Source organism: Bradyrhizobium sp. WYCCWR15520 (assembly GCF_056174665.1).
Window position 1 is genome coordinate 233,255 of the sequence record NZ_JBWBWM010000004.1, and the last position, 11,956, is coordinate 245,210.

The 11,956-nt window shown below is 62.0% G+C and carries 11 protein-coding genes; 5 read left to right on the forward strand and 6 right to left on the reverse strand.

Translation table 11 applies throughout. The features are described from left to right. The first annotated feature begins 25 nt into the window (after window positions 1–25). Both AC0QUY_RS06400 and AC0QUY_RS06405 read left to right on the forward strand, forming a co-directional pair. A complete protein-coding gene (locus AC0QUY_RS06400; RefSeq protein ID WP_161851324.1) occupies window positions 26–1,186 on the forward strand; it encodes an acyl-CoA dehydrogenase family protein in 1,161 nt (386 codons plus the stop codon). Window positions 1,187–1,225: 39 nt separating this feature from the next. Further along, window positions 1,226–2,026 (forward strand): enoyl-CoA hydratase/isomerase family protein, encoded by an 801-nt coding sequence (locus AC0QUY_RS06405; RefSeq protein ID WP_161851323.1) that lies wholly within the window; start codon window positions 1,226–1,228, stop codon window positions 2,024–2,026. A 187-nt stretch (window positions 2,027–2,213) separates the two neighbouring features. On the opposite strand, the gene AC0QUY_RS06410 is transcribed toward AC0QUY_RS06405, so the two are convergent. From AC0QUY_RS06410 to AC0QUY_RS06430, 5 genes are all read right to left on the reverse strand, one after another. Beyond that, window positions 2,214–2,975, reverse strand: a complete 762-nt coding sequence (locus AC0QUY_RS06410) for a VOC family protein (protein WP_475386199.1) — start codon at window positions 2,973–2,975, stop codon at window positions 2,214–2,216. 1 nt (window position 2,976) lies between these two features. Beyond that, window positions 2,977–3,771, reverse strand: coding sequence for an enoyl-CoA hydratase (locus tag AC0QUY_RS06415; RefSeq protein ID WP_161851321.1), 795 nt, complete (start codon window positions 3,769–3,771; stop codon window positions 2,977–2,979). Window positions 3,772–3,895: 124 nt separating this feature from the next. Then, on the reverse strand, window positions 3,896–5,104 hold the full coding sequence (locus tag AC0QUY_RS06420) for an ABC transporter substrate-binding protein (protein ID WP_161851320.1): 1,209 nt from the start codon (window positions 5,102–5,104) through the stop codon (window positions 3,896–3,898). Next, a complete protein-coding gene (locus AC0QUY_RS06425; protein WP_475386200.1) occupies window positions 5,101–5,268 on the reverse strand; it encodes a hypothetical protein in 168 nt (55 codons plus the stop codon). Before AC0QUY_RS06425 ends, AC0QUY_RS06420 begins: the two co-directional genes overlap by 4 nt. 37 nt (window positions 5,269–5,305) lie before the next feature. Continuing rightward, a complete protein-coding gene (locus AC0QUY_RS06430) occupies window positions 5,306–8,662 on the reverse strand; it encodes an adenylate/guanylate cyclase domain-containing protein (protein ID WP_475386201.1) in 3,357 nt (1,118 codons plus the stop codon). A gap of 491 nt (window positions 8,663–9,153) precedes the next feature. On the opposite strand from AC0QUY_RS06430, the gene AC0QUY_RS06435 reads away from it, so the two are divergent. After that, window positions 9,154–9,333, forward strand: a complete 180-nt coding sequence (locus AC0QUY_RS06435; protein WP_246738509.1) for a hypothetical protein — start codon at window positions 9,154–9,156, stop codon at window positions 9,331–9,333. 515 nt (window positions 9,334–9,848) lie between these two features. Then, on the forward strand, window positions 9,849–10,217 hold the full coding sequence (locus AC0QUY_RS06440) for a ClpX C4-type zinc finger protein (protein WP_161851318.1): 369 nt from the start codon (window positions 9,849–9,851) through the stop codon (window positions 10,215–10,217). Window positions 10,218–10,568: 351 nt separating this feature from the next. On the opposite strand, the gene AC0QUY_RS06445 is transcribed toward AC0QUY_RS06440, so the two are convergent. After that, complete coding sequence (locus AC0QUY_RS06445; protein WP_475386202.1) at window positions 10,569–11,042, reverse strand: VOC family protein; 474 nt, start codon at window positions 11,040–11,042, stop codon at window positions 10,569–10,571. A gap of 218 nt (window positions 11,043–11,260) precedes the next feature. On the opposite strand from AC0QUY_RS06445, the gene AC0QUY_RS06450 reads away from it, so the two are divergent. Then, complete coding sequence (locus tag AC0QUY_RS06450) at window positions 11,261–11,914, forward strand: thermonuclease family protein (protein WP_475386203.1); 654 nt, start codon at window positions 11,261–11,263, stop codon at window positions 11,912–11,914. Window positions 11,915–11,956 lie beyond the last annotated feature (42 nt).

The window sequence follows — 11,956 nt, forward strand, 5'->3', positions numbered from 1 at the left end:
CGATTGCCTGCACTAGAGAGTCACAATGACCGCAGCCCTCCGTTTCGATCCGATCCGTCTGCCGCCCAAATGCGAGCAATTGCGCAAGGAAGTGCGCGCCTTCCTCGCCGAAGAAATCGCCGCCGGCACTTTCGATCCGCACAAGCCGAACCGCGAAGACACCGACGTGCCGGAATTTTCCCGCAAGGTCGGCGAACGCGGCTGGCTCGGCATGACCTGGCCGAAGAAATATGGCGGCCACGAGCGCTCGTTCCTCGAGCGTTACGTGGTGACCGAGGAAATGCGCGTGGCGAACGCGCCGACGCGGCGCTTCTTCGTCGCCGACCGCCAGAGCGGCCCGGTGCTTTTGAAATACGCGCCCGAGCACATCAAGATGGAGATCCTGCCGCGCATCTGCAAAGGCGAAATCTGCTTTGCCATCGGCATGAGCGAGCCGAACTCAGGCTCCGATCTGTTCGCGGCGAAAACCCGCGCCACCAAGACTGATGGCGGCTATCTGATCAACGGCACCAAGATCTGGACCTCTTCGGCCCATATCGCCGACTACATGATCGCGATCTTCCGGACGTCGCCACCGACGAAAGAGAACCGCCGCCATGGGCTAACGCAATTCCTGGTCAAGATGAAGCAGCCGGGCATCCAGGTGAACCCGATCGGCCAGATCACCGGGCAGTATGAATTCAACGAAGTCGTGTTCACCGACTACTTCGTTCCCGACGATCACGTGCTCGGCGAAATCGACGGCGCCTGGAAACAGGCGACGAGCGAGCTCGCCTATGAACGAAGCGGCCCCGAGCGCTTCCTCGAAACCTATTACGTGCTGACCGAACTCGTCCGCGCCGTCGGCAAGGACCCGGACACTCGCAGCGCCGAAGGCATCGGCCGGCTGGTGGCGCAAGTGCACACCATGCGGCGCATGTCGGTCTCAGTCGCGGGCATGCTGCAAGCCGGCAAGGAGCCGGTGGTCGAGGCGTCCATCGTCAAGGACATCGGCACCATCTGGGAGCAGCAATTGCCGCATCGCGTGCGCGAGCTCGCCGCCTTTGTCGAGGAGACCGCCACCAACCGCGAGACGCTGGAAAAGCAGCTCGACTTCGCCATCAAGACCGCGCCCAAGCTGACGATCCAGGGCGGCACCACCGAGGTGCTGCGCGGCATCATCGCCCGCGGGCTTGGTCTGCGCTAGCGCGCGGCTTGGCTTGCGCTAATTCAACGAGGAAAGCTCATGAGCAAATACACTGATATCGGCGTCGAGAAGCACGGCCATGTCGGCCTGATCGAAATCCGCAAACCGCCGCTGAACTTCTTCGACGTCTCGCTGATCAACCAGATCGCAGACGCGCTGGAAGAGTTCGACAACGACATCGAAATCCGCGCTTCGGTGCTTGCCGCGCAAGGCAAGGCGTTCTGCGCCGGCGCCGATTTTTCTGACCCCAAGCGGCAGGAGCAGGAAGAGAGCGCGCAAAAGGATCCGGCGGCGAACCTGCCGATCAACCATCTCTACGTCCAGGCCGTGCGCATCTTCCGCAACAAGAAGCCGGTCGTTGCGGCCGTTCATGGCGCAGCCATCGGTGGCGGCCTGGGTCTAGCCGTCTCCGCCGACTTCCGCGTCACCTGCCCCGAAGCGCGCTTCGCGGCGAACTTCACCAAGCTTGGCTTCCACCCGGGCTTCGGTCTCACCGCGACGCTTCCCGAACTGGTCGGCAAGAACAATGCGGAGCTGATTTTCTACACCAGCCGCCGCGTCACCGGCGAGGAAGCAACAAGGATGGGCCTCGCCAATGTCTGCGTGCCGCAGGACCAGGTGCGGGCTGAAGCAATGAAGCTCGCGGCAGAAATCGCCGAATGCTCGCCACTCGGCCTGATCTCGACCCGCGCCACCATGCGCGCCGGCCTCGCCGACCGCGTGCTCGCTGCCACCAACCACGAACTCGTCGAGCAGACAAAACTCCGCGCGACGGAGGATTTCAAGGAAGGCGTCAAAGCGACGGCGGAACGCCGCGTCGCGAATTTCAAGGGGCGCTGAGACGCGCCACTTGCGTCTCTTCCCTTCTCCCCTTGTCGGAGAAGGTGGCAGACGCAGTCCGCCGGATGAGGGGTTCTCTCCGCATGAGAGATCTGTGTTTGCGGAGACAGACCCCTCACCCGTCTCAATCGCGCTTCCGCGCGATTGATCCACCCTCTCCCACAAGGGGAGAGGGGAAGCACGGCGCTCACGCCACCAGGCTGAACGTCACCCCACAAAGATCGAACGTGTCGCCCGACACCTTGCAGTCCTTCGCCTTGGCGGCATCACGCACTTTCGCGATATCAGTAACCCTGAACGTCAACCCGCTCATCAGATCGCTCGCGCCCTTAACGAAACGGAAGCTGGCATTGGGCAACTGCAATTCAGGCTCGCCGCCCGCATTGCTGACGGCGACTCCCAAAATCTTCCCCCAATGCTCCGCCAGCCCCTGCGGATCCGGGCTCTGCATCTGAACTTCCGTCAGCGCCACCGTCACATCCTTCCGGATTGCCTTCTGCCAGTGCGGTCCGGCCGGTGGATAGGGCCCCAGCACATCATCGCTGCCATCAGTGTGATTGAACTCGATGAACGCGGCGCGGCAGTCGCGCGGATGCAGTTGCACGCCATGATAGGGCGCGTGCGTGATCACGTTCGCGGTGCGCACGCCCATTCCATTGGCGTGCTGGCCACGCGCATCGGGGTCGTCGCAGCAGAAGATCGCCATGTAGCCGCCGCGGCCGCCGGTCTTGTCGAGGAAGCGTCCTGCCGCGGTGCCCGGCTGAGTTGGCGCCACCACTTCGAGCAGAATCGTATCGACCGGCAGCAGCGCGTTCTCCAGGCCATACTTCGCGACATTGCCGTCGCGGTAGCAGACATTGAGGCCCATGATCGCGGAGATATCCGAGATCACCGGCTCGAGATGCGGCGCTACCAGGCAGATCTGCCGCAGCCTGAGATACTCCGCCATCTCACTGCCCCTGAAATAAGGGCTTGCGCTTCTCGACAAAGGCTTTTGCCGCTTCCTTGTGGTCGGCGGTGTCGCCGGCGCGCGTGTGATGGATCGCTTCGCCATCAAAGCACGCCTCCAGCGACATGGTCTCGGCATTATTGATGTTGCGCTTGATATAGCCGAGCGCGATCGATGGCCCGTGCGCCAGCGACATCGCAAGATCACGCGCCTCGGCGTCGATGTCGGCGTCTGGCACAACCTTTGTCACCATGCCGAGGTTATAGGCCTCGGTCGCGCTCAGGACCGGCGACAGAAGATAGAGCTCGCGCGCCTTCGCGCTGCCGAGCAACTGGGTGAGAAAATAGGTGCCGCCGTAATCGCCGGAGAAGCCCACCTTGGCGAAGGCGGTGGTGATCTTGCAGGAGGCGCTGGCGACGCGCAGGTCGCAGGACAGCGCAATCGAAAGGCCGGCGCCGGCGGCCGCGCCGTCGAGCTGCGCCACCACCGGCTTCGGCATCTGGTGCAGGATGCGCGAGACTTCCATGCCCCGGCGCAAGTTCGCCATCTTGGCCTCGAAGGGAAGCGGCGCCCTGCCCTCCGCCATCGACTTGACGTCGCCGCCGACGCAGAACGTGCCGCCCGCGCCCTTGATCAGCACCGCGCGGACCTCGTGATCATCCTGCGCCCTGCGCGCCGCCTCCACCAGCCCGCGCGTCATGTCCGGATTGAGCGCGTTGCGCCGATCGGGGCGGTTCATGGTGATGGTGAGCAAGCCCTGTTCGAGCTCCTGGAGGACCATTTCGTTTGCGCTCATGTGTCGTGCTTTCGTTGTTGTTGGTTTGTTGCCGGCGTCATTCCGGGATGGTCCGAAGGACCAGACCCGGAATCTCGAGATCCCGGGTTCGATGCTGCGCATCGCCCCGGGATGACGCTTTGCGTCACTTCTTCACCAGCGGGCAGCGCGAGGCTTCCAGCGGCTGGAACGCCTCGCCGCCCGGGATCGTCGCCAGCAGCTTGTAATAATCCCAGCGCGCCTTCGACTCCGACGGCTTCTTGACCTCGAACAGATACATGTCGTGCACCATGCGGCCGTCCTCGCGGATCTTGCCGTTCTTGGCGAACATGTCGTTGACCGGCGTCTCCTTCATCATCTTCATGACCGCCGCCGCATCCGTGGTGTTCGCGGCCTTCACGGCTTTCAAATAATGCAGGACCGACGAATAGACGCTGGCCTGCGCCGCGGTCGGCGGCCGCTTGACGCGCTCCATGAAGCGTTTCGAGAATGCACGGGTGTCGTCGTTGAGGTCCCAATAAAAAGCCTCAGCGAGCAGCAGACCCTGCGCGGTCTCCAGCCCGACGCTGTCGATATCGGTGACGAAGGCGAGCAGCGGCGAGAGCTTTTGGCCGCCGCTCCGGGTCAGGCCGAATTCCGCCGCCTGCTTGATCGCATTAATGGTATCGCCGCCGGCATTCGCAAGCCCGACAACCTTCGCCTTCGAACTCTGCGCCTGCAACAGGAATGATGAAAAATCCGACGTATTGAGCGGATGCTTGACGCCGCCGAGCACCTTGCCGCCGGCCTTCACCACCACGTTAGTCGTGTCCTTTTCCAGATCCTGGCCGAAGGCATAATCGGCGGTGAGAAAGAACCAGGTCTCGAAGCCGGACTTGACGGTGGCGAGCCCGGTGACGTTGGCCTGCGCAAAGGTGTCGTAGGAATAGTGCACGGTGTAGGGCCCGCAGGCCTCGTTGCTGAGCCGGATCGAGGCCGGGCCGCTATACATCACGATCTTGTTGCGCGCCTTCGCGATCTCGCCGGCGGCAAGCGCGGTCGCGGATGCCGCCACGTCGTACAGCATCTCGACGCCCTGGTTGTCGAGCATGTCCCGCGCGATGCTGGCGGCAAGATCGGCCTTGTTGAGATGATCAGCCGCGACGATCTCGACCTTGCGCCCCAGCACCTCGCCGCCGAAATCCTCCACCGCCATCTTCGCGGCGGTCTCCGAGCCCGGCCCGGTGATATCGGCGTAAAGGCCCGACATGTCGAGGATGCCGCCGAGCTTGAGCGGCGGCTTGCCCTGCGCCAATGCGGCAGTCGCCGACATCGCCAATGCGGCGGCAATCATGCCTGTTATTGCTCTTTTCATGGAAGGCCTCCCTTGTCGGCGCGCCGCATTGATTTGCGGCTTTGAATTTTGGTCAGCGCGATCATGCCGTATGGTATCAACAGCGGCAAGGCGCTGACATTTTCCGTTAAGCGGAATGCCTGCCGGAACGACCCGTAGGATGGGTAGAGCGCAGCGAAACCCATCAACTCCCGTGCAAGAACATGATGGGTATCGCTGCGCTCAACCCATCCTACGCAAGGGCTCGACGGGAATGGTTTGTCCATGCTTGAGCAGCGCCGCAGCTTGCTCGATCTCGGGAAGACCTCGCCCCGCGCCGAAATCGACGACGATCGGCGCGAGCAGCTCGACTATTGAATCAGCCCGGCCATTTGCGCTGTAGAGCCGTGCAAGTCCAACGGCGCTGCGCAATTCGAACGTCTTGGTTCGTTGGGTGCGGGCGATTTCCAGGGCTTTGCGGAAAGCGTCTTCGGCCATCGATACATCAGGCGGGTCAAGACGCAACAACAACTCACCCTGGCTGCGATGGAGTTCGGCATCGAGCCAATGCTGGCCGGAGCGTTCCGTCCAGCAGATCAACTCCCGCAGGATTTCCAGCCCGGCCTCCGTTTGCCCGGCCTCCGCATTCGCTATCGCCACCTGCATCCCCCAAAATGGCTCACAGAGATAGCAGTCGTTTTCATGAAGCAATGTCCAGCCCCGGCACATTTCCGCAAGCCCGCCCGCTCGATCGCCGGCGCGCCACTGTGCCAGCCCGTTCAGGTAGCTACCGGCTGCGACATACAACGGCATCGTATGCTCGCGGGCGAGGGCGAGCGCGAGAATCGTCTCCGTCTCCTGCAACATGCCGCCGCAAACTCCGTCGAACACCGCCTTGTGGACGAGCGCGTTGGCCTGGGAAAGCGCCCGCTTTTCTCCCGTGGCACATACCGCCTCGGCCGCGAGCCGTCGCGATCGGTCAATCATGCCAAGCGGCCAAAGCACCAGCGCAAGGAACCTCATGATGACGAACGGCAGGTCCAGCGCCGACGCCTTGAAGGTCACCGGATCAGGCTCGGCCTCATAGATCGCAAGCGCCCGCTCGAGATGCAGTCGCGCGTTGAGGTAATCGCCGCCGAACCAGCAGGTGACCCCTGTTGTCCAGTGTGCGACGACGGCGGCCACCGGCGAATCCGGCCGCCGCCCGGCAGCGCTCATGATGGCCTCCGCCAACTCCCGCATCGGCGCGATTTCGCCATGGGTCAGGCAGGCATTGAACAGGCCCGAATGGATCGGCGCCAGTTCAACGGGATCATTGATGTCGGCTGCTAATTGTCGCGCGCGCTTCCATGCCGTCACCGTTTCGGGAGCGCTGTGCCCAAGGTTGCCCCGCAGCGCGCGGCCAAAGGCGATCTGAAGCTGCAGCCGGTTCATGATGCGGCCCGGCTCATCGGGCAGCCTGTCCGCGATAGCCACCGCCTTGCCGAGATGCGCGACTGCCTCGGTATAGGCCGAGCGTCTCAACGCCTGCTGGCCGGCCTTGCGCCACCAGTCCAGAGCTACGCCGCTCAGTCCAGCTTCAGTGAAGTGGTACGCCAGCACTTCCGGCTCGGTCTCGGCGATGATTGGAAACTTGTCGCGCAGAACATCGCCGATATGCTGGTGAAGCAGTTGCCGCCGGCTCTTGAGCAGGCTCTCGTAAGCCGTTTCCTGTACGAGTGCATGCTTGAAACTATAAGTCGCTTCCGGCGGCGTGCCGCGGCATTCCAGCAGCTCCGCCTCTTCGAGTTGCGCCAGCGCCGCGCTCAGCGTCAGGTCATCGCGGCCCGCAACGGATCGCAGCAGCGTGTATGAGAACTCGCGGCCGATGGCAGCGCCGATCTGCGCCACCTCCTTGACCGGCGCCAGCCGGTCAAGCCGCGCCATCAGCGAGTCCTGCAACGTCGCGGGAATGGCGAGCGGCGGCAGCGGACTATCGAGACGATAGCGCCCGGCATCTTCGACGAGCAGTCCCGACTCCAGCACCATCTTGGTCAACTCTTCCACGAACAGCGGGATGCCATCCGTCTTGTCGATGATCTGCCTCATCATCTCGCCGGGCAGCTTTCGGCCGATGGTCACCTGCTCTACCAGCGCGCGCGTCTCCTGCCGGTCAAGCCGATCGAGTCGCAGCAGGCTGACATTGGCGAGCCCCGCCCAGGGCGGCTCGAACTCGGGCCGGAATGTCGCGAGTGCAAGCACCGGCAATCCCCTGATCCGATCGACTGCGAGGTCGAACAGTTCGAGCGTCGTGGCGTCGGCCCAATGCATGTCCTCGCAGACGATCAGCAGCGGTTGCTGCCGTGCCAGGCCTTCGAACTGGTCGAGCAGGACGGCGAAGGTCTGGCGCCGCTGCTGCACCGGACTTAAACCCAGCGGTGGATAACGCTCGCCGGTCGGGATCGAAAGCAGCGCGGCAATCAGCGGAACGGCCTTGGCCACTTGCTGCGTTCCAAGCGCAAGCATGGTCTCGAGCTTGTCGAGTTTCTGCGCAGGGGTATCCTGCAGCCCGATGCCGGCGGCGCGCTCAAGCTGCGCGACAAAGGGATGAAGCGCAGTATTCGAGTGGTAGGGCGAGCACTGATACCGCAGCCGTCGGGGCGCCCCTGCAGGGCTCTCGGAGAGCGTTGCCACAAGGCGCGACTTGCCGATCCCAGCTTCGCCTGAAATCAGCACCACCTGGCCTTCGCCCTGATACGCCAGTTGCTGGCGCGAGAGCACGAATTCGATCTCCGCCTTGCGGCCGACAAAGCCGATGGATCGCACTGTGCGCACCGCCTCGAAACGGCTCTCCGACGCGGCTCCGCCTTCGACCGCCCAGAGCGCAATCGGTTCGGAGATGCCCTTGACCTCGCGGTGCCCGAGATCCTGAAAGGTGAAGAGATCGCCGAGCAGCCGGCGCGTCGAGTCCGCAACGACAACGGCCCCCGGCTCCGCCAGGGCTTGCAGCCGGGCAGCAAGGTTTGGCGTGTCGCCGACCATCGCCTGCTGCTCTGATACGCTTCCGCTGGTGAGGTCGCCTACCACCACAAGTCCAGTCGCGATGGCAACCCGCACCTCGACCCGCTCCTGCGTGCGCATGTCGAGCCGCCTCACGGCAGGGATGATGTCGAGGCCGGCGCGCACGGCGCGCTCCGCATCGTCCTCGTGTGCGCGGGGATAGCCGAAATAGGCGAGAATTCCGTCGCCCACAAACCTGGCGATCACGCCGTCATAGGCGGCGACGACCGTCGCACAGGCCGCGCGATAGGCACGGATCACCTCCCACATGTCCTCGGGATCGAGGCTCGCCGAGAGCGCCGTCGAGCCGACCAGATCGCAGAACATGACGGTGAGGTGGCGTCGCTCGGCATCGTGCCGGCGAGGCGCAATCAATTCGGCCTGGTTGAGATCAGCGATAGCGCGCAGCATCTTGCGGCGGTGGCCGAGCAGAACCCCGAGCCTGTCGAAGTCCTCGTCCCGCAATTCGGGCAGAACACTGACATCGATTCCATTTTCGACAAAACGCTTCGCGTATTGCCCAATGCCGAGATTCTCGAGCCAGTCTGAAATCTGCTGCATGGGGTCCACCGGATGTGTGGTTGACAGCAGGCCGAATGCGGGGCCACGGCGGGTAAAAACTTAGCCCAAGATCTCCGGCATGGCACGCCTTGATGCAGCAATTCGGCTGCGGTTGGCGCTCGATTTCCGGCAAGAACGGTGCCCGGCTACAGTGCTCGCTACCACGCAGCGCATGAGATGATGACGACAACTGAATCGTGACGCGCGCGGGATTTGCGTGAAGCAGCGTTGTACAACCGATGCGCAGGATGGGTAGAGCGCCTTGTCCCGCCATAGCTCAACGACACCTCCTCAATTCCTGAACCTTGATATCGTTCTGAAATCGAACTCGAACCCTCGACGCGCTCGTCGAACATGGACGAAAGAGTTCTTGTTATCGGCAGTTTATCCTCGGTCTTGAACTGGCTGAGCAGACAGCTGAGCAGATACACGATGCGCAATCGTGTACGCAGCAATTCCTGACGATCATTGACGCGCTCCCGGACACCGCAATGGATCTATGGAAGGCCTGCACCTCCCGCACCTTCTCCTACGGATTTGAACGCGGAGCGGACTATCCAGCGCTTGATACGACGATCAGCGCCGACCTGCTGCGCCAGATCGCGCGGATCGACGCCGATATCGCGATCACGGTGTATCCTTTTCAGCAATCGCAGGCACCTCACCCGTGATGAAACTCTTACTCCTGTTGCGGCCAGCGAGAATGGCTTCATGCCGCAGAATGCTTCCTTAGGATGGTAGAGCACAGCGAAACCCATCGTTTCATCCGCTGGCGCAACTATTCATTAATGCTGAGCGCTCGCTGTGCGTGTTTGTCCTGACACGCCTGCTAGATTGCGAACCGGGATTCGATGAAAGCCGTCGGCTCTTTACGAGGCGTCCATGATTTCACATTGGATAGCAGCGACTGCACTCATCGTGCTCGTCGCAGGAGGCATGGCCATCGCCTGGCCTTTCCGAAAGAAGGCCAAGCTAGGCGCTGATATTTCCGGTCCCGGTCCGTCAATCGACGGATCGCATCACGGTTCGGATGGAGACGGCTCAGGTCACGGGTAGATGCAGGAAGAGCCAAGCGCAGAATCATGGATCATAGTTCGTAGGATGGGTAGAGCGCAGCGAAACCCATCAGCTCCTGCGGGGAAGCAGCAGGGCTTGCTGGAGTGGATCGATCCGTCTTCACAGTCAGATGAAACTGCCGGAGATAATTCGAGCCGCGATCAAAATCGCTGAGGCCAGCCGCGCCATTACCTTCGATCAGTTGAACGAGCTGATCGAAGCAGAGAAGCTGGAGCCGGAAGAAATCGAAAGCCTATTCCAGGCTCTGCGGGATGAGGGCATCAATGTCGTGGAAGCGACGCCCGCTTCACCCGAAGTGGCATGTTCATTCTGCGGGAAGAGCCAACCGGACGTCTTGCAGATTATCGCAGGCGCTGGAGGTTTCATTTGCAATGAATGCGTGCAGCTATGTGTCGGCATCATTGCTACCGAGAATCCTGACTGGCTTGACCAACATCGTCAATTCCTCACGACACTACCGCTGAAATCCAAGGACTAAAGTGCTGGCGATGCAGCGCATACGAGCGTCCCATTGCAGGTTCTAACAGGCGACGCCGGAAAGAGGCTGTCGAATATGACAATGTCCTGTATGGATGAACGCTACTACGTTTATGAGAATTGGCACCGCAAACGAGGCCGCATACATCTTGCTGACTGCGTTTACTGCAATCATGGACGCGGCACTCAAAGAGCGGACAGCGGCAAGAATGGAAGATGGCATGGTCCGTTTGATCGCGGGAATGCATTCGATGCTGTAGATTGGCTGCAGAAGAACGCGGACATTCAACCTTGTGCTGTCTGCAATCCATGACGCGGAGTCCGTAGGATGGATAGAGCGAAGCGAAACCCATCAATCCCCGCGCTGTGGCGTGATGGGTTTCGCTATCCACGGCACCACACATCGCGGTGAACTACCCAACAGCCCCTTCCCCGGCACATGATTGAGCTCGAGCCTGATCCCATCCGGATCCTCGAACAAAATCGAATAATATCCCGGCGCCCATTGATCCTCGCGCGGGGCGCGAATGATCTTGGCGCCGAGCGTCTGCAGGAAGCCGTGCAGCTCATCGACGTCGGCGCGCTCGCGGGCGCGGAAGCAGAGGTGATGCAGGCCGACGCGCTTCTGCTCGAAGGCGGCGCCTTCATGCTCCGCTGACGGCGCGCTGATGCCGACGGCGGTGCGGCCGCCGACGCAATAATAGGTCGTCTCGGTCTCGATGACAGGCTTCAGCCCGAGAAACGGCAGCAGCTTTGAATAGAAATCGCGGGAGCGCTCGAAATTCGAGGCCGTGAGGAAAATATGGGCGATGCCGTTGACTTCCATTGTCTCTCCCGGCGTGGCAATCTAAGGTAGCAATGTCGTTACTGACGTAGCATATAGGAACAAGCTGGGCCCAGAGCAGCGTTATGATGTGTCAGCAATCGCGTTGCAGCGCTGCGCTGCCGGCATATGCCGCATCTTTTCTCGCGCTGGCTTCGGTCGCACGCGCCGAGGCGGCCGATTGTGCGCTCGAGCCGCAGGGTGAAGGCCGCGTCGCCGCCGTGGTCGATGCGCGCAGCTTTCGCCTCGAAGACGGCCGCGAAGTCCGCCTCGCCGGCATCGAACGAGCTGGAACCGATCAGGCCCGAATCAGAGCCGCATTGTCCGCCATCGTCGGCGGCCGCGACGTGACGCTGCATGGCGAGGACGACACGCCGGACCGCTATGGCCGCCAGACCGCCTTTGTGTTCGTGGCGGGTTCGGAGCATTCGGTGCAAAGCGAGCTGCTTCGCCGCGGTGCGGCGTTGGTATCGGCCGATATATCGGAAAAAAATTGCGCTGCAGCACTGGCTGCGGCCGAGACCAGCGCGCGGCAGGCCAAATTGGGCATTTGGGCTGAAACCGCGGCCATAAAAAACACCGAAAGTCCGGGCGATATTCTGGCCGCGATTGGGCACTTTACGGTGGTCGAGGGCAAAGTACTGTCCGTTCGGCAAGCGGGGGCAATTACCTATCTGAACTTCGGGCGGAACTGGACACAGGACTTCGCTGCGACTATTTCAAGGCGCATCATTCCGGCGTTCGAAAGCGCCGGCCTTGGACCTAAGTCGCTCGAAAATCGACGGATTCGTGTCCGCGGCGTTGTCTCGTCGCGGGGAGGGCCACGGATTGAGGTGCTCCGGGTGGAGCAGGTTGAGGTGCTGGGCGGGAAATAGTGCTTGATCCGAAGACTGGGCACCGGTTTTCATTTGGATCAC